The sequence below is a fragment of the Polaromonas sp. P4_H1 genome (genome assembly GCF_056400945.1).
On record NZ_JBFUKG010000009.1, the window covers coordinates 67,817 to 92,350 of the forward strand.

General features: G+C 62.3%; 24 protein-coding genes. 11 read left to right on the forward strand and 13 right to left on the reverse strand.

Going from position 1 to position 24,534, the window contains the following annotated elements; genetic code table 11:
* The first annotated feature begins 226 nt into the window (after positions 1-226).
* Positions 227-1,087: a ZIP family metal transporter gene (locus AC1DS5_RS13085; RefSeq protein ID WP_477718696.1), complete on the forward strand. Its 861-nt coding sequence runs from the start codon at positions 227-229 to the stop codon at positions 1,085-1,087.
* A 93-nt stretch (positions 1,088-1,180) separates the two neighbouring features.
* The gene (locus AC1DS5_RS13090; RefSeq protein WP_477718697.1) at positions 1,181-1,531 is read left to right on the forward strand and encodes a nucleotide pyrophosphohydrolase; all 351 of its coding nucleotides are present in this window, start codon (positions 1,181-1,183) and stop codon (positions 1,529-1,531) included.
* Between the two features lie 47 nt (positions 1,532-1,578).
* Here the strand turns inward: AC1DS5_RS13090 and AC1DS5_RS13095 are convergent, their stop codons facing one another.
* The 3 genes from AC1DS5_RS13095 to AC1DS5_RS13105 form a co-directional block, all read right to left on the reverse strand.
* Entirely contained in the window at positions 1,579-2,586 is a 1,008-nt protein-coding gene (locus AC1DS5_RS13095) for a 2-hydroxyacid dehydrogenase (protein ID WP_477718698.1), read from the reverse strand.
* A 5-nt stretch (positions 2,587-2,591) separates the two neighbouring features.
* On the reverse strand, positions 2,592-3,536 hold the full coding sequence (locus AC1DS5_RS13100) for a sugar kinase (protein WP_477718699.1): 945 nt from the start codon (positions 3,534-3,536) through the stop codon (positions 2,592-2,594).
* 178 nt (positions 3,537-3,714) lie between these two features.
* Positions 3,715-4,791 (reverse strand): LacI family DNA-binding transcriptional regulator, encoded by a 1,077-nt coding sequence (locus AC1DS5_RS13105; protein WP_477718700.1) that lies wholly within the window; start codon positions 4,789-4,791, stop codon positions 3,715-3,717.
* 301 nt (positions 4,792-5,092) lie between these two features.
* Between AC1DS5_RS13105 and AC1DS5_RS13110 the strand changes: the two genes are divergently transcribed.
* Positions 5,093-5,302, forward strand: coding sequence for a hypothetical protein (locus AC1DS5_RS13110; RefSeq protein WP_477718701.1), 210 nt, complete (start codon positions 5,093-5,095; stop codon positions 5,300-5,302).
* Between the two features lie 545 nt (positions 5,303-5,847).
* On the opposite strand, the gene AC1DS5_RS13115 is transcribed toward AC1DS5_RS13110, so the two are convergent.
* The gene (locus AC1DS5_RS13115) at positions 5,848-6,024 is read right to left on the reverse strand and encodes a hypothetical protein (RefSeq protein ID WP_477718702.1); all 177 of its coding nucleotides are present in this window, start codon (positions 6,022-6,024) and stop codon (positions 5,848-5,850) included.
* Positions 6,025-6,293: 269 nt separating this feature from the next.
* Positions 6,294-6,632, reverse strand: a complete 339-nt coding sequence (locus tag AC1DS5_RS13120; RefSeq protein WP_477718703.1) for a KGG domain-containing protein — start codon at positions 6,630-6,632, stop codon at positions 6,294-6,296.
* A 412-nt stretch (positions 6,633-7,044) separates the two neighbouring features.
* Between AC1DS5_RS13120 and AC1DS5_RS13125 the strand changes: the two genes are divergently transcribed.
* Entirely contained in the window at positions 7,045-7,347 is a 303-nt protein-coding gene (locus AC1DS5_RS13125; RefSeq protein WP_477718704.1) for a hypothetical protein, read from the forward strand.
* A 101-nt stretch (positions 7,348-7,448) separates the two neighbouring features.
* On the opposite strand, the gene AC1DS5_RS13130 is transcribed toward AC1DS5_RS13125, so the two are convergent.
* The 3 genes from AC1DS5_RS13130 to AC1DS5_RS13140 all read right to left on the reverse strand — a co-directional run bounded on the left by AC1DS5_RS13130 (position 7,449) and on the right by AC1DS5_RS13140 (position 10,514).
* Positions 7,449-8,348, reverse strand: coding sequence for a sulfurtransferase (locus AC1DS5_RS13130; RefSeq protein ID WP_477718705.1), 900 nt, complete (start codon positions 8,346-8,348; stop codon positions 7,449-7,451).
* Positions 8,349-8,371: 23 nt separating this feature from the next.
* Entirely contained in the window at positions 8,372-9,283 is a 912-nt protein-coding gene (locus AC1DS5_RS13135) for a DMT family transporter (RefSeq protein WP_477718706.1), read from the reverse strand.
* A 100-nt stretch (positions 9,284-9,383) separates the two neighbouring features.
* Entirely contained in the window at positions 9,384-10,514 is a 1,131-nt protein-coding gene (locus tag AC1DS5_RS13140) for an aromatic ring-hydroxylating oxygenase subunit alpha (RefSeq protein ID WP_477718707.1), read from the reverse strand.
* A 282-nt stretch (positions 10,515-10,796) separates the two neighbouring features.
* Here AC1DS5_RS13140 and AC1DS5_RS13145 point away from each other — a divergent pair, with 282 nt between their 5' ends.
* The 6 genes from AC1DS5_RS13145 (at position 10,797) to AC1DS5_RS13170 (ending at position 18,231) form a co-directional block, all read left to right on the forward strand.
* The gene (locus AC1DS5_RS13145; RefSeq protein ID WP_477718708.1) at positions 10,797-11,072 is read left to right on the forward strand and encodes an exodeoxyribonuclease VII small subunit; all 276 of its coding nucleotides are present in this window, start codon (positions 10,797-10,799) and stop codon (positions 11,070-11,072) included.
* 71 nt (positions 11,073-11,143) lie between these two features.
* Positions 11,144-12,064, forward strand: a complete 921-nt coding sequence (locus AC1DS5_RS13150; RefSeq protein WP_477718709.1) for a polyprenyl synthetase family protein — start codon at positions 11,144-11,146, stop codon at positions 12,062-12,064.
* Between the two features lie 45 nt (positions 12,065-12,109).
* Positions 12,110-14,008, forward strand: coding sequence for a 1-deoxy-D-xylulose-5-phosphate synthase (dxs, locus tag AC1DS5_RS13155; protein ID WP_477718710.1), 1,899 nt, complete (start codon positions 12,110-12,112; stop codon positions 14,006-14,008).
* 510 nt (positions 14,009-14,518) lie between these two features.
* The gene (locus tag AC1DS5_RS13160) at positions 14,519-15,598 is read left to right on the forward strand and encodes a TRAP transporter substrate-binding protein (protein ID WP_477718711.1); all 1,080 of its coding nucleotides are present in this window, start codon (positions 14,519-14,521) and stop codon (positions 15,596-15,598) included.
* A 221-nt stretch (positions 15,599-15,819) separates the two neighbouring features.
* Positions 15,820-16,899, forward strand: coding sequence for a TRAP transporter substrate-binding protein (locus AC1DS5_RS13165; RefSeq protein ID WP_477718712.1), 1,080 nt, complete (start codon positions 15,820-15,822; stop codon positions 16,897-16,899).
* Positions 16,900-17,151: 252 nt separating this feature from the next.
* Entirely contained in the window at positions 17,152-18,231 is a 1,080-nt protein-coding gene (locus AC1DS5_RS13170) for a TRAP transporter substrate-binding protein (RefSeq protein ID WP_477718713.1), read from the forward strand.
* Between the two features lie 51 nt (positions 18,232-18,282).
* On the opposite strand, the gene AC1DS5_RS13175 is transcribed toward AC1DS5_RS13170, so the two are convergent.
* The 5 genes from AC1DS5_RS13175 to senB all read right to left on the reverse strand — a co-directional run bounded on the left by AC1DS5_RS13175 (position 18,283) and on the right by senB (position 23,194).
* The gene (locus tag AC1DS5_RS13175) at positions 18,283-18,780 is read right to left on the reverse strand and encodes a hypothetical protein (RefSeq protein WP_477718714.1); all 498 of its coding nucleotides are present in this window, start codon (positions 18,778-18,780) and stop codon (positions 18,283-18,285) included.
* Entirely contained in the window at positions 18,777-20,303 is a 1,527-nt protein-coding gene (locus AC1DS5_RS13180; protein WP_477718715.1) for a TRAP transporter large permease, read from the reverse strand. The genes AC1DS5_RS13175 and AC1DS5_RS13180 overlap by 4 nt, the downstream gene beginning before the upstream one ends.
* Positions 20,304-20,349: 46 nt before the next feature.
* Complete coding sequence (locus tag AC1DS5_RS13185; RefSeq protein ID WP_477718716.1) at positions 20,350-20,889, reverse strand: TRAP transporter small permease subunit; 540 nt, start codon at positions 20,887-20,889, stop codon at positions 20,350-20,352.
* Between the two features lie 201 nt (positions 20,890-21,090).
* Positions 21,091-22,164, reverse strand: a complete 1,074-nt coding sequence (gene selD / locus AC1DS5_RS13190; protein ID WP_477718717.1) for a selenide, water dikinase SelD — start codon at positions 22,162-22,164, stop codon at positions 21,091-21,093.
* A gap of 10 nt (positions 22,165-22,174) precedes the next feature.
* Entirely contained in the window at positions 22,175-23,194 is a 1,020-nt protein-coding gene (senB, locus tag AC1DS5_RS13195; protein ID WP_477718718.1) for a selenoneine biosynthesis selenosugar synthase SenB, read from the reverse strand.
* A 40-nt stretch (positions 23,195-23,234) separates the two neighbouring features.
* On the opposite strand from senB, the gene senA reads away from it, so the two are divergent.
* Positions 23,235-24,497 carry a selenoneine synthase SenA gene (gene senA / locus AC1DS5_RS13200; protein WP_477718719.1) on the forward strand — a complete coding sequence of 421 codons (1,263 nt, stop codon included), beginning with the start codon at positions 23,235-23,237 and terminating at the stop codon, positions 24,495-24,497.
* The last annotated feature ends 37 nt before the right edge of the window (positions 24,498-24,534 follow it).

Below are 24,534 nucleotides of genomic sequence, written 5' to 3' on the forward strand. Positions count from 1 at the left end.
CCTGGGCGCGTGCGCCCCGGCGCTGACCGAGCCGCCGCCTCATGGGTCGGCGGCTTTTTCACGCGCCCCTCTTGACACGCTTGATAAGATAAAGATCAACCCCGGACGGCGGCAGCAACGCCGCATCCGGGGTTTTGCCATCTGTGGTGTAACCTTCGGGGTTGCCTCTACAGGTATCAGGTAATCAATCAGGGCTGCGGCCCAATAAAAACGGGCGTGAGTAGCTATGACTTTGGTAGCAATTTTGGTGGGAACGCTGGCCGCGGGCATTGGCAGCGTGTGGCTGGCGGCCTTGCTCAGCTTTGGCATGCTGGCCCGTTACACCCAGCACATGCTCAGTCTGGCCGCAGGCGCGCTGCTGGCCACCGCCTTCATGCACCTGTTGCCCGAAGCGTTTGAGAGCCAGGCCGGCGCCAAGGAGCTGTTTGCCACCTTGCTGGTCGGGCTGGTGTTCTTCTTCCTGCTCGACAAGGCCGAACTGTGGCACCACGGCCATGAACACCACGATGGCGAACACCACGAGCCCCCCCAGCCCCTCCAACCTGCCCGGCCTGCTCACGGTGCACACGCGCACCACCCTCATCGGCATGATCATCATCACCACGATCAGTCTTCACACGCCGGCGGCAAGAAGTCCGGCGGCTGGGCCGTGCTGGCGGGCGACAGCGTGCACGCCTTCGGTGACGGCATCCTGATTGCGTCGGCCTTCATGGCCGACCTGCGCCTGGGCGCCGTTGCCGCGCTGGCGGTGCTGGTCCATGAAGTGCCCCACCATATGGGCGACCTGGTGGTGCTGCGCCAAAGCTCCAACAACAACCGCCGCGCGGCTGTGGTCAAGGTATCACTGGCCGGTGCGGTGACGGCTTTGGGCGGCATGATTGGCTATGCGCTGGTCGACAAGCTGTACGACTACCTGCCTTTCTTCCTGATCGCCGCCTCCAGCAGTTTTATCTACGTCGCGCTGGCCGACCTGATTCCCCAGCTGCAAAAGCGCGTCACGGCGAAAGAAACCGCAGCGCAAATTGCCTGGCTGGTCATTGGCATCGGCATGGTGACCCTGATCAGCGGGCTTGCGCACGGGCATTAGGTGCCTGGACATGAGCACTCCCCACTCAGTCCGCAAAACCGCGAAAAACCGCGCAAAAGGTCATTGACATCGGCACACAGAAAAGACGAGCTTATGAATGAAGAATTGCAAGCATTGATCAACTCTCTTCGGGAATTCGCCAGGGAGCGCGATTGGGAGCAATTCCATTCACCCAAGAATCTTGCATCGGCCTTGACGGTGGAGTCCGCTGAGCTTCTGGAGCATTTTCAGTGGCTGACAGAAGCGCAGAGCCGTGAGCTTTCAACCGAAAAGCGCATCGCCGTGGGGGTGGAGATGGCGGATGTCTTTTTGTATCTGTTGCGCCTGTCTGATCAGTTGAATATTGACCTGGTCGAGGCGGCCAAACTGAAGCTGACATTGAACGCTGCCAAGTACCCGGTAGACAAGTCGCGTGGAAGCAGCAAAAAATACACTGAGCTTTAGAGTAAACAGGAAATAGCTGCCGGCGTTATTGAGACGCTATTCAGGCGCTATTTGTCTGCCGCCACAAATACCGCCGCAGGCCGCTCCCCCGCCAGGGCCTGCAACAGGTTGCTCGTTGCCAGCACCGCCATCGCATGCCGCGTCTCGAATGTGGCGGAGCCGATGTGGGGCAGGGCTGTCACCTTGGGGTGCGTGCGCAGTGGTGAATCCATGGGCAGCGGTTCGGTGGCGAACACGTCCAGCCCGGCGGCGCGCAGTGTGCCGTGGTCCAGGGCGTTGAGCAGGGCCTCTTCCTGCACGATGGCGCCGCGGGCGCCGTTGACGAAGATGGCGCCGGGCTTCATCAGGCCAAACTCCCGCGCGCCCATCAGGCCGCGGGTTTCATGGGACAGCGGCAGCACGGCGGCGACGATGTCAGCGCGCCGCAGCAAGTCATCAAGCGGTGTGTGCGTGGCCTTGCCGGCGAGTTCGGGCAGCTCATGGGCGACGTCCACCGGACGGCGGCTGTGGTACAGCACGGGCATGTTGAACCCCAGCGCGGCACGCCGTGCCACGGCCTGGCCGATGCGGCCGAATCCGAGGATGCCCAGCGTTTTGCCGTGCACGTCCCAGCCAAACAGGTCTTCGCCGATGTTGCGCGTCCAGCGGCCCTCGCGTACATGGCTGGCCAGTTCCACCAGGCGGCGGCTGGAGGCCATGATCAGCGAGAAGATCGTGTCAGCCGTGGTTTCGGTCAGCACGCCGGGCGTGTGGCACAGCATGATGCCGCGCGCAGCCAGGGCGGGCAGGTCGTAGTTGTCAACGCCGACGGAGACGCTGGAAATCACCTTGAGTTGCGGCGCGCTCGCCAGCAGCGAGGCAGTGATGGGGTAGCTGGAGCCGATCATGCCTTCCGCGCTGGCCAGGGCGGTGTGGAACGCGGCCAACTGCCCGGGCAGGCGCGGGTTGGCCACCGTGACCTCGTGCTCCGCCTGCAGGCGCGCCAGCTGGTCGGGCGGTAACTCGCGGAAGACCAGAACTTTTTTGCGCAGGGATGGTGAAGCTGGCGCGCCCATGATTTTTAAAGCCTTGCGGCGTTGAGTTCGGCGCGCGTCGGCAGGCCTTCGCTGTCGCCCAGCACCTGCACCGCGCGTGCGCCAATCCAGGCGCCGCGCTTCACGGCCTCGGGCACGTCCAGGCCGTCGAGCAGCGCGCTGATCACGCCCACCGCAAAGCCGTCACCGGCGCCCACGGTATCCACCACTTCGGCCACCGGAAAACCCGCCACACGGCCGCTGCCGGCTTCGCCCTCAAAGTAGGCCCCGTCTGCGCCGAGCTTGACCACGACCAGCTTCGCACCGAGCTGGCGGTAAAAGCGGGCGACGCCTTCGGGCGTGGTTTCGCCGGTCAGGAAGCGGCCTTCTTCCATGCCGGGCAGCACCCAGTCGGCGCGCGTGGCCAGGTCGTTGATGGCGTCGCGCATCAACTCGGGCGTGGCCCACAGCGTGGGGCGCAGGTTGGGGTCGAACGACACGCTGCGGCCGGCGGCGCGCATCAGATCCATGGTCTTGCGGGCAACGGGCAGGGTGGTGGCCGAGATGGCCGGAAACACGCCGGTGGCATGCAGGTGGCGGGCCGACAGCAGCCAGGCTTCGTCAATGTCATTCACGCCCATGTAGCTGGCGGCCGAGCCCTTGCGGTGGTATTCCGTCGGCGGGTCGCTGCCATCGGTGACCTTGCCCTTGAACTGGAAGCCGGTTTTTTGCGTCGCATCGCAGACCACGTGCGAGCAGTCGATGCCTTCGGCGGCCATGGCGGCCAGCAGATAACGGCCCATGGAGTCTGTGCCCAGGCGGCTGGCCCAGCCGACCTTCAGGCCCAGGCGCGCCAGGCCGATGGCGACATTGGTCTCAGCACCGGCGGTGCGCTTGTGAAAGGCCTCGGCATGCTCGAGCGGGCCGGGCCGGTCGGCAACCAGCAGCATCATGGCTTCGCCAAAAGTAATAACGTCCAGCGTACTGGTCATGAGGGGGCTCTCCTGCTGTTGGGTGAAAGCGTGGGGCCGCGGCTTTGAAGGTTTTGAAGCAGCGGGCCGGATAGACTTGATTGTGAAATCGGTTTCAGTGAATTATAAAAGAAGCATGACTTGCGCCGCAACCGGGAATCTCCAGGGTTCCCAGGCATTCTTCCCGTAAATCTGGCGGCTAGGCAGTCCGGTGAGGCACGGAGGAGCCGCGCGGCACCAGCCGGCCGGACAGCAAAATCTGGCGCGGCGGCAGGTCCAGGCCTTTGAGGCGCTCAATCAGGCAGCCGGCGGCCAGCTGGCCCAGTTCGTCGGTCGGCTGGGCGATGGTGCTCAGGCCCGGGCCCACATAAGGCGACCATTCGGTTTCGTCAAAACCCACCAGGCCCACGTCGGAGCCGAAGCGCCAGCCCAGCCGCGCCATGGCCGCCACGACTCGCAGGGTCACCACGGCGTTGCTGGAGACCACGCCAGGTGGGCGTTCGCCGGCGCGCTGGCGCAAGTCACGCAGGGCCTGGTCCAGCCCTTGCGTGTCGTCTGCCACGCTTTCAAACGTGTGGCCTGCCAGCCCTGGCGTATCCGCCGCAGACTCGCCGATAAAGTTGCGAAACGCGCTTTCGCGCTCCATGCGCGAGCTCACATCCTTCAGCGGCTCCGAGACAAAAAGCAGCTCGCGGTAGCCGGCGTCCACCAGGTGGCGGGCGCCCAGCTGCACGGCGCCGGCGTTGTCGAGCGACACGAAGTCGGCCTGCATGTCCTGGTGGCGCCGGTCCACCAGCACCACTGGCTTGCCATGGTGCGCGGCCTCGGCGGCGGCGCCGGCATCGCGCCCCAGCGTGTTCAGAATCAGCCCTTCCACCTGGTAGGCGGTCAGGGCCTCGATGGCCTCGGTCTCACGCCGGCTGTCGTTGCCCAGGTTGAACAGCATGAGCAGGTAACCGGCCTCCTGACAGGCTTTTTCGGCACCCCGCAGCACCGCCACGGAATATGGGTTGGTCACATCGGCCACCACCAGGCCAATCAGGCGCGAGCGGCCCCGTTTCAGCGCCTGGGCCATGGGGCTGGGGCTGAAGCCCAGCGCGGCGACGGCGACTTCCACGCGAGCCGCAATGTCCGGCGTGAGCAACCTCTCGCGATGGTTCAGAAACCGTGACACCGTGGCTTTGGAGACACCCGCCTCCCGCGCCACATCAGCGATGGTGGCGCGGGCCGAAGGCTGCGCGGCGGAAATAGGGTGCAAAGTTTTCTTGCCGGTCATGGGGTGGGGATGGCAGGTTCTGAAACCAGTTTCAGCGAATGGTAGCACCAGTCTGTTCCTCAATGGCTGTCGATCTGACGCGAGATTTGACGAATGGTGGCGCTCGGCCCGAACTGATGGGCCAGAACCACTTTCCTGCGGATTTTTTTTTGGGGGGTCGGCGGTTAGTAGCGCCACCGCGCCGTGTCAGCCGGCAGCTGACAAACACAGGGCCTGGCCGCCTATAACTCCGGGCGGCGGCTGGCGCGAATATTCCATGTAGCTCCATGCAACTTCCATGCAAACCAGCCAAGGAACCGCCATGAATCTGAATCTGAATCCGCACCCGGCTTCGGAAGCCGAACATTTTGCTGGCCGGCGGACTGCTCGTGCGCCTGAAGCCCCGGCCAAGGTCCGCAGCCGCCATCCCCTGTTGCGGGCATGCATTGCCTTTTTGATTGCGGCACTGGCCAGCATGGCCGCCTCTGCTGTGGTGCACAACATGCTGCCATCCATGCTGGCTGGGGGGTGATGGTGGCCGCCTCCAGCCCCTCTCTTGATCGCGGTGTGCCCATCGGAACGGGGTCGTCCGATGAGCCTGCGCAGGTTAGCGGGGCAGATACGCCGGTGGCCGCTGCTGACAGTGCGGTCCCGGAAAGAGGGCCCCGCAGCCTGTCAAGAAACCATGAAGAGCCGGAACTCAGGAGCGAGCCCGACCTTCCCTCGGACGGCCCTGATGAGGAAGGGGAGGCCATGATCCGCGAATTGCCGCTCCGGCCCGAGTTGTCTGATCCGCCCGCACAGCCCGAACCCGAACCGACGGAAAAGAAATAGCCATGGCCACCAGCCCTGATGTGCCGCCACCCGAGCCCGTACCACCGTTGTCCACGCCGCCTGATCCCGGTGAGGTGCAGCCCACGCCCATGCCCATCGACATCGGATAAGGACCAACCGGCGCAAGGCCGTCTTCCTGCGCGTCATGGTCATGGAGTAGCGCTTACCGGCAATACCGCGCGCCGGCCCCTGTCGTGCGGAGCCGCGGCGCAACACGACCGGAAGCCAAAAGGCGGACGCAGTCTAGGACTTGCGGCCCGAGCCTGATTTTTTCCCGCCGCCGGTGGTTTTGTTCACTGTGGCCCAGGCACGTTTTTCGGCTGTGGCTTTGCTGACGCCCTGTTTTTCATAGCCTTCCCCGATATGTTCGGCCTGGCGTTTTTGCTTGTCGGTGTAGCTTGACTTGTCTCCGCGTGGCATGGCGCTCTCCAGGGTTAGGGTGAGGGGGACTTGCGCTCTTTATGAAATCACCTTGCCGCGGCGGCGGTGTCAACCAGTATTGACGCTGCGTGTAGGACAAGTATCCATGCAGGCCGTTGAACCGGCGCACCGGCATGACCCTCTGAGGACCAGGCGGGCGTTGACGCAAGGCCGCTATGAGCCAGCCGGGCTCCCGGTCATCCTTTTCAAAGTTGAGGCGAAAAAACGGGGCGACTATCGCCCCGCTGTCAGGCTGTGCAAGCGGGAGGTCAGCTGCGGCCGCTCTGATTACCCCCTGGGTTGCCTGGCTGATCGATTGTCTGATTGCCTTTGTCCGCCTGGCTGCTGCCCTGGTTTCTGCTGCGGTGACCGCCGCTGGCCTGGCCTCCTTTGCGGCCCGCCTCGCTGGCTTCCTCGGAGGTGAACTGATGGGCCTTGCCGCTCTGGTGCGCAGCCTTGCCCCCTTCGCTGGCAATTTCCCGCTGACGTTGCGGGTCCATCGCGGCGAAACCTCGCTCGGACTTGCCGCTGCGCTGGCTGTCGCCCCGGTTATCCCCCTGGTTCTGGTTACCCTGGTTGCCTTGATTCCCTTGGTTGCTGGAAGCCATTAAAAAGTCTCCTTCAGGATTGAAACAACGCTTTGACTGACGAATTACTCCGGTCGCGTTGCTGTTGAAGTGGCGGGCACCAWTGCCCGCCACACTTTCAATTTAGGGGTGCCAGGGGGAGCTATCTGTCAGTCCTGCCGGGCTGGCGATGTAGGACAGACGGAAGACGAAATTCGATGCAAATCCCGATGGCTGGCGCGGGAATTTGCCTTGCTATCGGCCCCCAGCCCCGTCAGGCCAGGCCGCATCGGCATACAGCACAGCGACGCTGGGCGCAATAGCTGCCCGGCAGCAGGCGAAAAATCCCTACAGACGGGCAAGGCAGCGTCTCATGGGGAAAACGTGCAGTCTGGTTACATTGAAATCTGGCTGAACACCCGGCCAATCCCCGTTTAAAAAAGGAAATACCTACATGCACGCATCCAAATTGAAATCCGCTGCCACGATGGCGCTGGCCTTGTCTGCTTTGCTGGCGCTGGGCGCTTGCGGCAAGAAAGTGGACGACGCCGCCACGAAATCGACACCCTCGCCGGAGCCCATGACAAGTCCTTCCACCACGCCCGGCTCCACAGGTTCCACCAGCGGTTCTACCGGGTCTACGGGTTCTACCGGTTCCAGTGGCGGCGCCATGTCGGGCAGCACCCCCATGGGAACCGATACGACGGGTTCAGCAGCGACTCCCCCGGCATCGGCAGCCAGCGGCGCCCGCAACTGATTCGTCGCTGGATCGTCCCGCAGCGCAGGATGAGAAAGCTGCCAGAAAACTCCAGGGCGTTGTGCGCGCCACGGCGTTTTTTCAGCAGGGCCTGAAGGGTTTCAGCCCTGCGCCACCGGCCGGTCCGGGTCGCTGCACCAGTCGCTCCAGCTGCCCGCATACAGGCCTGTGCGACCCAGACCCGCGACTTCCATCGCGATCAGGTTGGGCACCGCACTGACACCGCTACCGCAGTGGTGAACGACGGTGGCCGGATCGCGCTGGCCCAGCAAGGCTTCAAACTCGGCTTTCAGTTGCGCTGCCGGTTTGAATTTGCCGTCGGCGCCGAGGTTCTGGCTGAAAGGCCGGTTCAGCGCACCGGGAATGTGGCCGGCCACCGGGTCCAGTGGCTCCACCTCGCCCCTGAAACGGGGTGCGGCACGTGCATCTATCAGTGTCTGGCCGGGGCGTCCGAGCCGTTCGGCCACGGTCTGCGCATCGACGAGCTTGGCCCGCGCAGGGGAGAGCAGAAAAGTCGCCGCAAAGTGCGCGGGTTCTTCGCCGCTGTTGACGTCGCCTCCCGCTGCCTGCCAGGCCTGCAGCCCGCCATCGAGCACCGCCACCCTGTCGTGGCCGGCCCATTTGAGCATCCACCACAGCCGGCCGCAGTAGTTGGCACCATTGCGGTCGTAGACGACGGCCTGCATGTCATTGGCAAAGCCGACGCTGGACAGCCAGGTGGCAAATTTTTCACGATTGGGCAGCGGGTGGCGCCCGCCTGAAGCGGGGGCGTCGGCGCCGGTGGCCGTGATCACGCCATGGGCGCCCGGCACCCCGTGCCTGGCGGTCAGGGCCTTGTCCAGGTCGGCGTACACGGCGCCGGGAATGTGCGCCTCCAGGTATTGCTGTTCTCCAGCGTGCGGCTGCATCAGGTCAAAGCTGCAGTCAAACACGCGCAGGCGTTGGCCCCGGGCCATCAGCCCCTGCAGCCGCTCCGCAGAAATCAGGGTGGTGTAGTTCATCTCAATGCTCCTTCACTTGCAGGTCAATGCTCTTCGGCGGGCGCGTTAGGTGCCGCATTTGCCCGCAGCACGGTGGCAACAATCGCGCTGACAATAATGAGCGCCATGCCGGCCCAACCCATCAGGGGAATATTGTCGCCAAACAGGATCAAGCTGTAGAGCGCCGCAAACACAATGCCAGAGTACTGCAGGTTGGCGACCATCAGGGTTCCGCCATGGCCATCGGAGGTGGAAGACATCGAATACGCCTTGGTCATGGCCAGTTGGCCGAGAGAAGCCAGAATTCCCAACGGGGGCAGCCAGAGCGCATGTTGCCAGTGCCAGGGCGAAATCCCCGTGACCAGCATGCCCAAGGCGCCAGCCACCGTAGTACCCACTGCAAAATAAAATACTGTACGCGTTTCGGGCTCACCCATGCGCGAAATCGCCATCACCTGCATGTAGGCAAATGCGGCCCCCAGTCCGGACAGCAGTCCCACGAGGCCGGCAAGGGTCTGGTTCTGGTCCATGGCGGGGCGCAGCAGCATGACCACGCCGGCGAAGCTGGCGAGAATTGCCAGTACCAGCGGGCCCTGGCTGGTTCCCCGCTTGTTGGGGCGACCGAGCATGAGCGAGCCGCCCACCAAAAACGCGGCAATCCAGACGCTGCTCATGTAGTTGAGCGTCATGGCGGTGGCCAGCGGCAGGTGTGCAATGGCATAAAACCAGGCCGACAGCGCCACCACGCCGACAACGCTTCGCCACGCATGCATGGCGGGCACGCTGGTGCGCAGGGAGGTGCCGGCGGCGCGGGCATAGGCGGCCATGAAAAGAATGCCCAGCACGCCGCGGTAAAACACCAGCTCGGCGCTGTTGAAGTGCTGGGAGGCGTACTTGACGCAAACTCCCATCGTGGCAAACAGGAACGAGGAGGCGATCATCCAGACGGCTTGCATCGTGTGTGGTCGTCCGCAGATTTTTCAGGCGTAAAAAAAGGCCGTAACCCGGTACGGGTCCGGGTTGGCAGCCATCAAGTGCATAGCGAGGGGCATGCCCTCAGATCATTTGCGTGGTTTTGCTGGCGCCCATTTCGCGGCGATACCACTCGTGAAAGTGCTGCATGCCGTCTTCCATGGGGCTCTGGTAGGGGCCGAACTCGTTGTCGCCGCGCTGCATCAGCGCCTTGCGGCCGGCGTCCATGCGCAGCGCGATTTCGTCGTCCTCCACGCAGGTTTCCATGTAGGCGGCCTGCTGCGCTTCGATGAACTCGCGCTCGAAGGCGCAGATTTCCTCGGGGTAGAAAAACTCGACCACGTTGAGTGTCTTGTCGGGGCCCTGCGGGTGCAGCGTGCTGACCACCAGCACATGCGGGTACCACTCGACCATCACGTGCGGATAGTAGGTGAGCCAGATCGCGCCGTATTTGGGTGCCACGCCCTGGCGGTATTGCAGCACGACGTCATGCCATTTTTTGTAGGTGTCGGTGCCGGGCTTGCCCAGCTTGTCGGACACGCCCACGGTTTGCACCGAGTAACTGGGTTTTAGTTCCCAGCGCAGATCTTCCGTGGTGACAAACCCGCCTAGCCCGGGGTGGAAAGGGCCCACATGGTAGTCCTCAAGGTAGACCTCGATAAAGGTCTTCCAGTTGTAGTTGCATTCATGCAGGTGGACCTTGTCCAGCTGGTAGCCGGCAAAATCCAGGTCGGCCCTTGTGGCCAGCTGCGACATCTCGCCGGCGATGTCCCGGCCGTTGTCTTCGAACACCAGGCCATTCCAGGTGGTGGTTTTGTAGCGGTTGAGGTTCAGGCAGGGATCAATTTCGAAGTGCGGTGCGCCGATCAGTTCGCCCGAGGTGTTGTAGGTCCAGCGGTGCAGCGGGCACACGATGTTGCTGTCGGCCCCGTTGCCCAAAGAGCCGCGCCCCTGCAGCATGGTCGACTGGCGATGCCTGCAGACATTGGAAATCAGTTCAATGCCTGACCTGTTGCGCACCAGTGCGCGGCCTTCACCCTCATGGGGCAGCGCATAAAAGTCGCCCAGGTTGGGTACCGCGAGCTCATGGCCCAGGTAGCGCGGCCCGCGGGCAAACAGCTTTTGCTGCTCCCGCTGGTACAGGCCGGTGTCAAAGTAGCTGGAGATGGGGAGCTGGCTGGTGGCCTGCAGCAGGCGAAGGCTTAGATCAGACATGCAATTTTGGTGGACATGCCGCAGCAGGCGGGCTTGGGGGGCAGGTAAATCGGCAGGCTGGGCAACCGCCAATGGGGGGAACAAAGCTGGAGGGCTGCACTGCGGGCCCGAGGCGACGTTATCAAGTGCTGTTATCGAGAACTATTATCAATTGTACCCCTGTGGGGGGTGGGGGGATATTCCCAACCCGTCATCGGATAATAGTGTTGTGCCTCCGAGAACCCGCCGGGGAACCTAAAACGGACCTGCAACGGCCTAAAATCACACCTCCACCCAATTACCATGGCCAAAAGCTCCCCTTCTCCTGTCCCTGCCGCTGCTTCAGCAACCAGCGGATCATCGGCGCCTCCATTACCTGCCAGCTATGAAGCTGCCCTGCAGGAGCTTGAGGGGCTGGTGGCTGGCCTCGAGTCGGGCCAGTTGCCGCTGGACCAACTGCTCACGGGCTACCAGCGTGGGGCGCAGTTGCTGAAGTTTTGCCGCGACAAGCTTGAGACCGTGGAAACCCAGATCAAGGTCCTGGAGGGCACGGAACTCAAGCCCTGGGTACAAGAGTAGGGCGAGAGTAAGAGTAATTTCCAGGGTCACCCCTGAATACAAGTCATCAGAGACCATACAGAGACCATAGCTTGAACGCCCCTGAAAAACTGCCTTTGTTCACGTTGAGCGCCTGGAGCGCACAGCAGCTTGAGACCATCGAGCAGGCCTTGTCCCGCTGGGTGGCTTGCCCGACCGATGCGCCGGCACCCGCAGGCCTGGGCGATGCCATGCGTTATGCCGTGCTCGACGGCGGCAAGCGCCTGCGTCCGCTGCTGGTGATGGCTGCCTGCGAAGCCGTGAACGGCAATACCGGTGCTGCGCTGCGCTCAGCCTGTGCGGTCGAGCTGATTCATGCGTACTCGCTGGTGCATGACGACATGCCGTGCATGGACAACGACGTGCTGCGCCGTGGCAAACCGACGGTGCACGTCAAGTTCGGCGAGGCGCAGGCGCTGCTTGCGGGTGACGCCCTGCAAGCGCTGGCCTTTGAATTCCTCACTCCCGACGATGGCTCGGTGAATGCCGCCACGCAGGCACGCCTGTGCCGCATGCTGGCGCAGGCCGCGGGCTTTCAGGGCATGGCCGGTGGTCAGGCGATAGACCTGGCCAGTGTGGGCCTGCCCTTGACGTCCGGGCAACTGCATGAAATGCACCGCCTCAAAACCGGCGCACTGCTGCAGGCCAGCGTGATGATGGGCGCGGCCTGCGGCGCCGCACCGCTCGCCGCGCAACAAGCTCTGCGTGATTACGGCGCGTCGGTCGGCCTCGCATTCCAGGTGGTGGACGACATTCTCGATGTCACCGCCGACTCGGCCACGCTGGGTAAAACAGCCGGCAAGGACGCGGCCCAGGACAAGCCCACTTTTGTCTCGCTGATGGGACTGCAGGCGTCCAAAGACTACGCGCAGCAATTGCTGGGCAAGGCGCTGACCAGTCTTGATGCCAGCGGGCTTGGCAACACCGATGCATTGCGCGCGCTGGCCGACATGCTGGTCAATCGCCACCACTAGGATCCGGGAGCCGGGGACCGGCCTCGCCATAACAGACACACCACGATGTACCCATTGCTCGAAACCATCAACAGCCCCGCAGACCTGCGCAGGCTGCCCCGCGCCCAGCTCAAGGCCCTGGCTGACGAGTTGCGAGCCTTCGTGCTCGACAGCGTTTCCAAGACCGGTGGGCATCTGAGCTCCAACCTTGGCACGGTGGAACTGACGGTGGCGCTGCACTATGTTTTCAACACGCCCGAGGACCGGCTGGTCTGGGATGTGGGCCACCAGACCTATCCGCACAAAATCCTCACGGGGCGGCGCGATCGCATGGGCAGCCTGCGCCAGTTCGGCGGTTTGTCGGGTTTTCCGCGCCGGGACGAGAGTCCGTACGACACCTTCGGCACTGCGCATTCCTCGACCTCGATTTCTGCCGCGCTGGGCATGGCGCTGGCCGCCCACCAACAGGGGGAAGACCGCCATGCGGTCGCCATCATCGGTGACGGTGCCATGAGCGCCGGCATGGCCTTTGAAGCCCTGAACAACGCGGGCGTGCATGACGACTGCAAGTTGCTGGTGGTGCTCAACGACAACGACATGAGCATCAGCCCGCCCGTCGGAGCCCTGAACCGCTACCTGGCGCAATTGATGAGCGGCCGCTTTTATGCGTCGGCCAAAAATGTCGGCAAGCAGGTGCTCAGGGTGGCGCCGCCGCTGCTTGAACTGGCCAAACGCCTGGAGGCGCATGCCAAGGGCATGGTGGTGCCCGCCACGCTGTTTGAAAATTTCGGATTCAATTACATCGGACCGATTGACGGCCATGATCTGGAGTCCCTGATTCCCACGCTGGAAAACATCAAGCACCTCAAGGGCCCGCAGTTTCTGCACGTCGTCACCAAGAAAGGCCAGGGGTACAAGCTGGCCGAAGCGGACCCGGTGGCCTACCATGGCCCCGGAAAATTTGACCCGGCCATGGGCCTGCAGAAATCCAGCGCACCCGCCAGGAAAACCTTCACGCAGGTGTTCGGCCAGTGGCTGTGCGACATGGCGGAGCAGGACAAGCGCCTGGTTGGCATCACACCCGCGATGCGGGAAGGCTCGGGCATGGTGGAGTTTCACAAGCGCTTCCCGGGGCGCTACCACGACGTGGGCATTGCCGAGCAGCATGCGGTGACCTTTGCAGCCGGCATGGCCTGCGAAGGGCTCAAGCCAGTGGTCGCGATTTATTCGACCTTTTTGCAGCGTGGCTATGACCAGCTGATTCACGACGTGGCGCTGCAAAACCTGCCGGTGGTGTTTGCACTCGACCGCGCCGGCCTGGTCGGCGCCGACGGTGCCACGCATGCGGGCGCCTACGACATTCCGTTTTTGCGCTGCGTTCCCAACATGAGCGTGGCGTGTCCGGCCGATGAGAACGAGTGCCGAAAGCTGTTGAGTTCGGCGTTTGAGCAAAACCATCCGGTGGCCGTGCGCTATCCGCGCGGTGCGGGCGCCGGCGTCGAGCCCGAGCCGGGCCTGCAGCCGCTGCCCTTTGGCAAAGGCGAGATTCGCCGCGAAGGTTCAGGCATCGCGATCCTGGCGTTTGGCACGCTGCTCTATCCTGCCTTGCAGGCGGCCGAGAAGCTGGGTGCCACCGTGGTCAACATGCGCTGGGCCAAGCCGCTGGATACCGAATTGCTGCTCAAGGTGGCGGCTGGCCACGAGGCACTGGTCACGCTGGAAGAGGGCGCCATCATGGGCGGGGCCGGCAGTGCCGTGGGCGAAGCGTTGCAGGCCGCCGGCCTCGTCAAACCGCTGTTGCACCTGGGCCTAAAGGACGAATTCATCGAGCATGGCGACCCCGCCAAGCTGCTGGCGCTGCAAGGCCTGGACGCGGCCGGTATTGAAGCGGCCATTACCGCGCGCTTTGCCGCGCTGCTGGAGTCCGGCAAGCCTGCCAAGCCGGCACTCAAGTCGGTCGCCTGAGTTCTCACATCTCTTCACTGGTTGAATCTAGTGTGGTGTTGCACGCTATCCGGTACATAAAACCGCGTCTTTTTGCCCATGGCGGCGTTGCAAATCCTCGCAATAGTGGAACTATTGCTGTGGTTTGCGCCTTGCCCTGAACAAAAATCCATCGGTTTTATTTGTACCGTCAAGCATGCAACACCACACTAGCGTCCAGTTTTCTGCAGGATGCCCTCGATACCTCAGGGTGAACGGCGGAGAAGGCGAACGCGAGGTTTCTACATTCCAGCCGGGGCCGCGGAACCGGCTTCGCTGGGCCGCAGGCGCAGCGGCCCCCTCGGGGGGGCAGAGAGCTACGCGCAGCGAGCGAACGTGGGGCCACGCCGACAGCTTCCCGTCAGGTCTTCGAGGGTAAACCCGAGGGGGTGCAGTACGCCCCATTTTTACAATTCCCGAGGTCTTAGCAAACTGCGCCACTGGCCAATCTGGCCAGTGCAGATTTCAATTCACAACTCGGAGTAAATCCTGATGGATCGTCGTTCCCTCATCAAGCATGCCGGCATTGCGGGCGTTCTGGCCGCTGGCGTCGCGCCTGCTGTTCACGCACAGGCCGCGGTTCGCTGGCGCCTCGCCTCGAGCTTTCCCAAGTCGCTGGACACCATTTACGGTGGCGCAGAAACTTTTGCCAGGCATGTCAAAGCCGTGTCCGGCGGCAAGTTTGAGATTTCTGTCCACGCTGCCGGCGAGTTGATGCCTGCTTTTGGTGTGGTCGATGGCGTGCAGCAGGGCTCGATTGAGGCTGCCCATACGGCGCCATATTACTTTTTCGGCAAGGATGAAACCTTTGCCATTGGCGGTGCGATTCCCTTTGGCCTGAACAGCCGCCAGATGAGTGCCTGGAGTTTCGAGGGCAACGGGCTGAAGCTGATGCGCGAGTTTTATGCCAGGTACAACATGATCAGTTTCCCTTGCGGCAACACCGGCGCCCAGATGGGTGGCTGGTACCGCAAGGAAATCAAGTCGCTGGCCGACATGAAGGGCCTGAAGTTCCGCGTGGGAGGTTTCGCCGGTAAAGTCATTGAACGCCTGGGCGGCGTGCCGCAGAACATTCCCGGCGGCGAGATTTATCAGGCGCTGGAAAAAGGCACCATCGATGCTGCCGAATGGATCGGCCCCTACGATGACCAGAAGCTGGGCTTCAACAAGGTGGCGCCGAACTACTACTACCCTGGCTGGTGGGAGGGCGGCTTGCAGCTCGACCTGTACATCAACCAGAAAGCGTATGACGCGCTGACGCCCGAGTTCAAGGCCATTGTGGAAGTTGCCAGTGCCGCAGCGCATGTGGACATGCAGGCCAAATACGACACCAAAAACCCGACGGCCCTGAAGCAGCTCGTAGGTGCCGGCGCCAAGCTCCGCCCCTTCCCGGCCGATGTCATGAACGCGGCCTTCAAGGAATCCATGAAGCTCTATGAAGAGCTGTCCGCCAAGAATGAGAATTGGCGCAAGGTGTATGCGGACTACGCGAAGTTCCGCGGCGACCAGAACCTGTGGTTCCGCTTCACCGAAGCAACGTTTGACCGTTTCATGCAGGGCCAGAAGATGTAGCACAGTGTTGCGCTTTTGAGTCGTCGAAAAACCGCAGCAAGCTGCGGTTTTTTTATGAGCGTCTACGGGTAAAAACCGGGGTCCGGTGATTTTTAAACTGACAAAATGTCGAGGCTTCGCCTGATCGTTACAGGTTGTCTTGCAATGTCTTGACCTCCTGAGCACGGTTCTGGCGAATCAAGGTCTAGCAAAACATTACATAACGTTCTAGGAGAGACTTCATGGATCGTCGTTCCCTTATCAAAAATGCCGGCTTGGCCGGTGTGCTGGCAGCCGGTGTCGCACCCGCAGTGCATGCGCAGGCTGCCATTCGCTGGCGGCTGGCTTCGAGCTTCCCCAAGTCGCTGGACACCATTTTTGGTGCGGCTGACATCTTCGCCAAATCCGTCAAAGCCATGTCGGGCGGCAAGTTTGAAATCTCGGTGCATGCCGCTGGCGAATTGATGCCGGCTTTTGGCGTGGTCGATGGCGTACAGCAGGGCTCCATTGAATGCGCCCACACAGCGCCTTACTATTTCTTTGGCAAGGACGAAACCTTTGCGCTGGGCTGCGCCATTCCTTTCGGCCTGAACAGCCGCCAGATGACGGCCTGGATGTACGAGGGCAACGGCATGAAGCTGATGCGCGAGTTCTACGCCAAGTTCAACATTATCAATTTCCCCGGCGGCAATACCGGCGCCCAGATGGGTGGTTGGTACCGCAAGGAAATCAAGTCGCTCAAGGACATCAAGGGCATGAAAATGCGCATCGGTGGCTTCGGTGGCAAAGTGCTTGAGCGCATTGGCGGCGTGCCCCAGAACATTCCTGGAGGCGAGATTTATGCCGCGCTGGAAAAAGGCACGATCGACGCCGCCGAATGGGTGGGTCCGTACGATGACCAGAAGCTGGGCTTCAACAAGGTGGCGCCCAACTACTACTACCCAGGCTGGTGGGAAGGTGGTCCCCAGTTGGACTTCTTCATCAACAACAAGGCATTTGAAGCACTGTCCCCGGAAAACAAGGCGATTGTGGAAGCAGCGGCAGCCCAGGCCCACTCTGACATGCAGGCCAAGTACGATGCCCGCAACCCTGCTGCGCTCAAGCAGTTGGTGGGGGCCGGTACCAAGTTGCGCCCCTTCCCCAAGGACGTGATGAACGCCGCTTTCAAGGAGTCCATGGAGCTGTACAGCGAGTTGTCGGCCAAGAACGAGAACTGGCGCAAGGTCTACGCTGACTTTTCGAAGTTCCGTGCCGAGCAGCACCTGTGGTTCCGTTTCACCGAGGGCACGTTTGACCGCTTCATGCAGGAACAAAAACTGTAATTGAAGACTCCGGCCTGAGACTCCGGCCCTTTTTAAAAAACCGCATTTCGATGCGGTTTTTTTATGGGAGATTTGTCTGCGGGCGGTGACTATTTCGCGGGGAAAAGATATGTTCAAATAGGTTTCTCGCCGCCCGTGAAGTCAGAAAAAACGGGTCATGAATCCGCGTGATGGCTATCGGGTGAGGCGGAAATGAGGCAGAAAAATTGTTTTGTTTTTGTTGTTAGTTGACACATTCCCCAGGAGTACAACATGGATCGTCGCTCACTCATCAAAAACGCCGGTATCGCCGGTGTGCTGGCTGCCGGTGTTGCACCCGCGGTACATGCGCAGGCGGCCATTCGTTGGCGCCTGGCGTCGAGCTTCCCCAAGTCGCTGGACACGCTGTTTGGCGGTGCCGAGACCTTTGCCAAAGCCGTGCGCACCATGTCCGGCGGCAAGTTTGAAATCTCCACCCACGCCGCCGGCGAGCTGATGCCTGCTTTTGGCGTGGTGGATGGCGTGCAGCAGGGTTCGGTGGAAATGGCCCAAACCGCGCCTTATTACTTTTTCGGCAAGGACGAAACCTTTACGCTGGGTTGCGCGATTCCGTTCGGCCTGAACAGCCGCCAGCTCACCGCCTGGATGTACGAAGGCAACGGCCTGAAGCTGATGCGCGAGTTCTACGCCAAATACAACATCATCAACTTCCCCGGCGGCAACACGGGTGCCCAGATGGGTGGCTGGTTCCGCAAGGAGATCAAAAGCGTCAAGGACCTGAAGGGCCTGAAGTTCCGCATCGGCGGCTTCGCCGGCAAGGTCATGGAACGCATGGGTGTGGTGCCGCAGAACATTCCGGGCGGTGAAATCTACACCTCGCTTGAAAAGGGCACGATCGACGCGGCCGAGTGGGTTGGCCCTTACGATGACCAGAAGCTGGGCTTTGTGAAGGTCGCCCCGTTTTACTACTATCCCGGTTTCTGGGAAGGCTCTGCGCAACTGGATTTCTTTATCAACCAGAAGGCCTGGGACAGCCTGTCGGCTGAAAACAAGGGCATTGTCGAGGCCGCGTGCTCGCAGGCTCACATCGACATCCAGGCCAAGTACGACGCCCGCAATCCGCTGGCGCTGAAACAGCTGGTCGCCAGTGGCGCCAAGCTGCGGCCGTTCCCGACGGACATGATGAACGAAGCGTTCAAGCATTCCATGACGATCTACGAAGAAACCTCGGCCAAGAACGAAAGCTTCAAGAAGATTTACGCCGACCTGTCCAAGTTCCGGGCTGACCAGAACCTGTGGTTCCGCTTCACCGAAGGCACCTTCGACCGCTTCATGCAGGCGCAAAAGCTCTGAGGATTTCCCGCTCGCCCTCCCGCAAGTCAAAGCCGCCTTCGGGCGGCTTTTTCATGGGCGGTTGCGGAATGCCTTGAGTTCTGCAATCAGGCGTTCGAATTGGGCGATCATCTGTGGGTCGGCGGCGTAGAACACGTCGAACTTGCCCATCAGGGTACGCACATACAGCCGCGGCGCGATCAGCCAGTCCAGGCCGGGCACGCGGATCAGTTTGCCGAAGGCCAGCTCGCGCAGCTCCATCTTTTTGTTCCAGATCCACGTCTGCTGCAGCATCTGCCCGTCAAGCCGGGTGACGCTGCGCAGGATGCACCACCATGTGTAGAACATCATTGCCATCGCGGCCAGCACCCAGACCAGCATGGAAGCTGCGCCGCCCGTCACCTTGCCGCCCCACCACAGTTGTGCAAACCAGCCCGCCGCTCCGAATACCACGGCACTGGCCAGCAGCTTGAACAGGCGCGAAAAGGCGGGACCTTCGACCGCAGGGGCTCCGGAGGGCGTGAAGCGAAAGGGCGGTGGCCCCAGCGCTTCAAGAGGGGTGTTGTTCATTTCTTGAACAGCTCGTCGAGCTTCTTCTGCTCGTCGGCGGCGTTCTGGGTGTCGCGCTGACCCTGCGTTTCGCCCGGATTGAGCTCGGCAGGCTTGTCATCGATGGCTTCAGCGGGCATCTCGATCTTCACCTTGTCGATGTCGATCTTTTCCTCTTTGTCGAGAAACACGGTGACGGTTTGCGGCACGAAAATCACAATCGTCACGAGCACCAGCTGCATCGCTACCCAGGGAATGGCGCCGAGGTAGATGTCGTTGGACTTGATGGCTTTGGGAATGCGGCCTTCCTTGAACAGCGTGTCGGCAATACCGCGCAGGTAAAACAGCGCAAAGCCGAACGGTGGATGCATGAAGCTGGTCTGCATGTTCACGCACAGCAGCACGCCGAACCAGATCAGGTCAATGCCCAGCTTGTCGGCGACGGGGCCGAGCATGGGCAGGATGATGAAGGCGATCTCGAAGAAGTCGAGGAAGAAGGCCAGGAAGAAAATAAAGAGGTTGACAGCGATCAGGAAGCCGGTCTGACCACCGGGCAGGCCACTGAGCATGTGCTCCACCCATTTGGCGCCGTCCACTCCCTGAAACACCATGGAAAAGACGCGAGCGCCGATCAGGATAAACACCACCATGGCGGTCAGCCGCATGGTACCGAGCATGGCTTCCCAGATCAGCGCGCGGGTCAGTCGCTTATGCATGGCCGCCAGGATCAGCGCGCCCACCACGCCCATGGCGCCGGCTTCCGTAGGAGTAGCGATGGCGGTGTTGATTCCTGGCAGACCGCCCATGGAACCCAGCACGGCGAAAATGAGAATTGCAGACGGGATGATGCCGCGCAGGCATTTGGCCCACAGGGGCCAGCCGTTCAGGGTACGGGCATCTTTGGGCACGCCTGGTATATGGTGGGGTTTGAAGACACCCAGCATGAAGGTGTAGCCGGCAAAAATCAGCACCTGAAGGATGGAGGGGCCCCAAGCGCCCTTGTACATGTCGCCGACGGAGCGGCCCAGCTGGTCGGCCATGACAATCAGCACCAGCGACGGCGGTACCAGCTGGGTGATGGTGCCGGAGGCGGCCAGCACACCGGTGGCATAACGCATGTTGTAGCCGTAGCGGATCATTACGGGCAGCGAGATCAACGCCATGGCAATCACCTGGCCGGCGACTGTGCCGGTGATGGCGCCCAGGATGAAGCCGACAATAATGACCGAGTAGCCCAGCCCGCCCTTGGCCGGGCCAAACAGCTGACCCATGGAGTCAAGCATGTCTTCCGCCAGCCCGCACTTCTCCAGGATGGCGCCCATGAAGGTAAAGAAGGGAATGGCCAGCAGCAACTCGTTCGACAGGATGCCGAACATGTTGAGCGGAAGGTTGGACATGAAGCTGGCCGGGAACCAGCCCATCTGAATGGCCAGGAAGCCTGAGCCCAGCCCAAGTGCGGCTAGCGAGAAGGCGACCGGGAAGCCGATCAGCATGATCAGCACGAGGCCCGCGAACATGATCGGGGCAAAATTTTCCATCTGCATTTGGTGGTCCTGAGAGTATTTTTTTCTGGATGAACGATGGAGCGGGTTATTGAACCGGCTTTTCGTAGTGGGTGTCCATCTCGAACTTGCCCTGCAGGTAGCAGATGCGCTTGATGATTTCGGACAGGCCCTGGACAAACATCAGGCCGAAACCGAGCGGCAGCAGCAGCATGGCGGGCCAGCGGATCAGGCCACCGGCATTGGGCGACATCTCGCCCGACTGGTACATGCTCACAAACAGCGGCCAGCTCAGGTAGGACAACAGGCCCATGACGGGAAGCAGAAAGAAGATCAGGCCAAACAGGTCGACATAGACAGGCCCGTAACCCTTGAGCTTGCCGTAAATGATGTCGACGCGCACATGCTCATTGAGCTTGAGCACCACTGGCGCACCCAGCATGACCATGGCCGCGAACAGATACCACTGGATTTCGAGCCAGGCATTGGAGCTGATGTCCAGGCCATAACGCACGAAGGCGTTGCCGGCTGAAATCAGCGCGGCCAGCAGCACCGTCCAGGCGGCGATTTTGCCAAACCGGGTGGAAATCCAGTCATAGGCGAGGGCGAGTTTGAGTAATGCGGACACGGACTGTCTCCGAAAAGTTTTTTTTGAATGAAGAAGTGCCCGCGAGCGGTCACCAAGGCCTGAATGGTACGCTGTCTGCCTCGTGCGCCACTGAATAAAGACTGACAAAAAAGTTTCGGGTTTACCCTAGTTTTCTTGCGCTGCCCGGCCCTGTGTTCGGGCCTTATTCCGGCGCAGCAGACCGGGCGTTAGTTTTTAGTGTCAGTAGACGCTAAGGCCATGCCCCGTGGTGACCTCGCCAATCACGGCGGCCTCGCCAAAACCCTGGGCCTGAAAAATCGCCATGACCTCGGCTGCAGCATCCGGGCTGCAGGACACCAGCAAGCCGCCGGAGGTTTGCGGATCGCTGAGCAGCGCCCGGTCCACCTCGGCAAAGGAGGAGGGCAAGGTGATCTCCTGGCCATAACTGGCCCAGTTGCGCCCCGACGCGCCGGTGATGCAGCCTTGCGCCGCCAGTTCGCGCGCACCGGCGATGAGCGGGATGCGGGACCACTCGAGCCTGGCCTGCAGGCCGGCGCCGCGCGCCAGTTCCAGCCCGTGGCCGGCCAGGCCGAAGCCCGTGATGTCGGTCAGCGCATGCACGCCTTCGAGCTGGGCCAGTGCGATACCGGGCTTGTTGAGCTGGGTGGTCAGGGCGATCATGCGGGCATATCCTTCGGCGGGAAGGACTTCCTTCTTGAGCGCAGCCGACAGAATGCCGATGCCTAGGGGTTTGCCCAGCACCAGCACGTCGCCGGCGCGGGCGCCCGAGTTTTTCTTGACCCGCGAGGGGTGAACCAGGCCCATCACGACGAGGCCATAGATCGGTTCCACCGAATCAATGGTGTGGCCGCCCGCAATCGGAATGCCGGCATCGCGGCAGACATCCTGCCCGCCGCGCAGGATGGCGCCAATGGTTTCCAGCGGCAGCACGTTGATGGGCATGCCCACCAGGCCCAGCGCCATGATGGGCGTGCCACCCATGGCATACACGTCGCTGATCGCGTTGGTTGCGGCGATGCGGCCGAAGTCGTAGGGGTCGTCCACGATGGGCATGAAGAAGTCGGTGGTGGCGATCAGCGCCTGCTCGTCATTGAGCTGGTAAACGGCGGCGTCGTCAGCGGTTTCAATGCCGACCAGCAACTGTGGCGGGATCGGCAGGTTGCTGGAATTTTTGAGGATCTCGCTGAGCACGCCCGGGGCAATCTTGCAGCCACAGCCGCCGCCGTGCGAAAGGCTGGTCAATCGGGGCGTGGCGGGCGGGGTCGTTGTCGAAATCGGGTCGGGCGCATTCATGATGAGTCTTTCAGGCGGGCTGGCGGGGCGCGGTGTGAGGGGGCTGCCCCAGGGCAGAAGTCACCAAGTTTATGACAAGGCGTTTTTCCTCCCGAGGGTCAAACAGATACGCGCGCTGCCCGCATTGCTTTTGCAGCAGCGCCAGGAAATCCGGCTCAAGCGCGCAGCGCCGCACCAGCGCGGCAAGCTGTGCGTCGTCGCCCAGTGCAAAGTAGCCCGCATAGTCGGCCCCCAGCATGCCCATATTGCCGCTGATGCGCGAAGCCAGCACCGGCGTGCCCGACTGGACGGCTTCCAGGATGACGTGGGCTCCCCCCTCCATCCGGGAGCAGTTCACCAGCACATGCGCCCGCTTGATGCGCTGGCGCGTTTCCGCGCGCGGCAGGCCACCCAGCCAGCGGTAGCGTGGCGTGCGCCGCGCGGTCGCGCGGGCCGCCTCTTCAAACCGGGGCGCCAGCGCCAGGCCGATCTGGTCAAAATGAATGCCGGGCGGGTAGTCCCGGCAAGCGGCCTCCATGAAGGTCAGGGGATCCTTTTCTTCGCGCAAATGGCCGACCATCAGCGCACGGAAGCTGCGACTGGACTTGACGGCAGGCCGTAGCGCCGGGGCTGACTGGTACACCACCTGCGCCTTGCCGCGCCATGCGGCGGGCAGCGCGGCCAGGCCGGCTTCCTGCAGCACCACCAGCCGGGACGCAAGCGCCAGTGATTGCTGTGCATCGGCGTCGGTATGGATGTCGCGGTAGAGATCGGTGCCGGTCAGCACCACAATCAGTGGTTTGTCCGGGTATGCCTTCGCCCAGGCCTGGATGGAGGGGGCCGAGCGGCGGGCGTGCAGGGCGATCATGGCCTGGGGGGCGGGGCTCCGGGCCGCCAGCGCTTGCGGGGGAGACGTCCACGTCGAGGTCAATGCGATGTCACAATGACTCGATAGAAATTGGGCCCAGCGGTGCGCGGTATGCCAGTTGCCGTTGTTGGCGTCGGCCGTCGCCGGGCTTACGAGGACTACTGTTTTGGTTTCAGATTCCATACCCCACCCGTCATCCGGCTCGCCGGAAAGTTCACCCGCCATGGCCACCTCAGACCTGATCGATTCTTCCCTGATACGCAGTGCGGGGCGGGAGCTGCTGTCGCTGGCGCTGATGGATGCGCGCAATCATACGCTGCACCTCTTTGCCCAGTACCAGAAGGCGCTGGAGGGGGTGAATTTCGCCGTCCCGCAACTGGCCACGATCAATCCCCCCTTGTGGGAGCTGGGCCATGTGGGCTGGTTTCAGGAGTGGTGGATCGGCCGCAACATGCAGCGCGCGCTGGGAACGCGCTGTGAGCCCGCCCATCCCCGGCTGGCGTCCATCGAGCCGAACGCCGATCGCTGGTGGGATTCCACCCATGTGCCGCACGACACGCGCTGGACGCTGGATGTGCCCGACATGAGCGGCTGCCGTGCGTATTTGCTGGACACGCTGGAAAGCACGCTGGATTTGCTGGGCAAGGCGGCAGAGGATGACGAGGCCCTGTATTTTTACCGCCTCTGCCTCTTCCATGAGGACATGCATGGCGAAGCTTTTGTCTATACGGCCCAGACCCTGGGGCTGCCGCTGGACAGGCCTTTGCAGGAGGCCTTGACCCCGGCGCCGATGGCGGTGCGCGAACCGCTGCTGATTCCGGCGACAGTCTGGCAGATGGGCAGCGCCGGCGGGGCGCAGGGCAGTGGCTTTGCCTTTGACAACGAGAAGGCGGTCCACCCGATCAGCGTGCCCGAGTTTGAAATTGACGCGCAGCCCGTCACCTGGGCCCAGTTTGTGGAGTTTGTGGACGACGGCGGCTATGACCGCCAGGAGCTGTGGCAGGCCGAAGGCTGGCAGTGGCTGCAAGGCCAGGCGGCCGGCGAAGGCCGCCGGGGCCCGCGTTACGTGGACCAGATCGGCGTGGCCAGCGGCGCCGTCATGCAGACCCGCTTTGGCCGGCCCATGCGCATGCTGGGCAACCAGCCGGCCATGCACATGACGTGGTGGGAGGCTGACGCCTGGTGCCGCTGGGCCGGGCGCCGCCTGCCCGCCGAAGTCGAGTGGGAAGTTGCCGCCCACACGGCGGCGCGCCGTGGCTTTCGCTGGGGTGATGTGTGGGAGTGGATGGGCACGACCTTCCGCCCGTATCCGGGTTTTGCACCCGACCCTTATCGTGAATATTCCGAGCCCTGGTTTGGCAGCCACAAGGTGCTGCGTGGTGCCTCCATGGCCACCCGGGCACGCATGAAAAGCCCGAAATACCGGAACTTCTACCTGCCTGACCGCGATGACATCTTTTGCGGATTCAGGTCCTGCTCGCTATAAAAATAATAGCTTTATGCCCTTATGCCCAATAATTGAC

Excerpts from the sequence above, each read along its gene's own strand:
- AC1DS5_RS13085 (WP_477718696.1), top strand. The coding sequence starts at position 227 with ATGACTTTGGTAGCAATTTTGGTGGGAACGCTGGCCGCGGGCATTGGC.
- AC1DS5_RS13090 (WP_477718697.1), top strand. The coding sequence starts at position 1,181 with ATGAATGAAGAATTGCAAGCATTGATCAACTCTCTTCGGGAATTCGCC.
- AC1DS5_RS13095 (WP_477718698.1), bottom strand. The coding sequence starts at position 2,586 with ATGGGCGCGCCAGCTTCACCATCCCTGCGCAAAAAAGTTCTGGTCTTC.
- AC1DS5_RS13100 (WP_477718699.1), bottom strand. The coding sequence starts at position 3,536 with ATGACCAGTACGCTGGACGTTATTACTTTTGGCGAAGCCATGATGCTG.
- AC1DS5_RS13105 (WP_477718700.1), bottom strand. The coding sequence starts at position 4,791 with ATGACCGGCAAGAAAACTTTGCACCCTATTTCCGCCGCGCAGCCTTCG.
- AC1DS5_RS13110 (WP_477718701.1), top strand. The coding sequence starts at position 5,093 with ATGAATCTGAATCTGAATCCGCACCCGGCTTCGGAAGCCGAACATTTT.
- AC1DS5_RS13115 (WP_477718702.1), bottom strand. The coding sequence starts at position 6,024 with ATGCCACGCGGAGACAAGTCAAGCTACACCGACAAGCAAAAACGCCAG.
- AC1DS5_RS13120 (WP_477718703.1), bottom strand. The coding sequence starts at position 6,632 with ATGGCTTCCAGCAACCAAGGGAATCAAGGCAACCAGGGTAACCAGAAC.
- AC1DS5_RS13125 (WP_477718704.1), top strand. The coding sequence starts at position 7,045 with ATGCACGCATCCAAATTGAAATCCGCTGCCACGATGGCGCTGGCCTTG.
- AC1DS5_RS13130 (WP_477718705.1), bottom strand. The coding sequence starts at position 8,348 with ATGAACTACACCACCCTGATTTCTGCGGAGCGGCTGCAGGGGCTGATG.
- AC1DS5_RS13135 (WP_477718706.1), bottom strand. The coding sequence starts at position 9,283 with ATGCAAGCCGTCTGGATGATCGCCTCCTCGTTCCTGTTTGCCACGATG.
- AC1DS5_RS13140 (WP_477718707.1), bottom strand. The coding sequence starts at position 10,514 with ATGTCTGATCTAAGCCTTCGCCTGCTGCAGGCCACCAGCCAGCTCCCC.
- AC1DS5_RS13145 (WP_477718708.1), top strand. The coding sequence starts at position 10,797 with ATGGCCAAAAGCTCCCCTTCTCCTGTCCCTGCCGCTGCTTCAGCAACC.
- dxs (WP_477718710.1), top strand. The coding sequence starts at position 12,110 with ATGTACCCATTGCTCGAAACCATCAACAGCCCCGCAGACCTGCGCAGG.
- AC1DS5_RS13160 (WP_477718711.1), top strand. The coding sequence starts at position 14,519 with ATGGATCGTCGTTCCCTCATCAAGCATGCCGGCATTGCGGGCGTTCTG.
- AC1DS5_RS13165 (WP_477718712.1), top strand. The coding sequence starts at position 15,820 with ATGGATCGTCGTTCCCTTATCAAAAATGCCGGCTTGGCCGGTGTGCTG.
- AC1DS5_RS13170 (WP_477718713.1), top strand. The coding sequence starts at position 17,152 with ATGGATCGTCGCTCACTCATCAAAAACGCCGGTATCGCCGGTGTGCTG.
- AC1DS5_RS13175 (WP_477718714.1), bottom strand. The coding sequence starts at position 18,780 with ATGAACAACACCCCTCTTGAAGCGCTGGGGCCACCGCCCTTTCGCTTC.
- AC1DS5_RS13180 (WP_477718715.1), bottom strand. The coding sequence starts at position 20,303 with ATGCAGATGGAAAATTTTGCCCCGATCATGTTCGCGGGCCTCGTGCTG.
- selD (WP_477718717.1), bottom strand. The coding sequence starts at position 22,164 with ATGAATGCGCCCGACCCGATTTCGACAACGACCCCGCCCGCCACGCCC.
- senB (WP_477718718.1), bottom strand. The coding sequence starts at position 23,194 with ATGGAATCTGAAACCAAAACAGTAGTCCTCGTAAGCCCGGCGACGGCC.
- senA (WP_477718719.1), top strand. The coding sequence starts at position 23,235 with ATGGCCACCTCAGACCTGATCGATTCTTCCCTGATACGCAGTGCGGGG.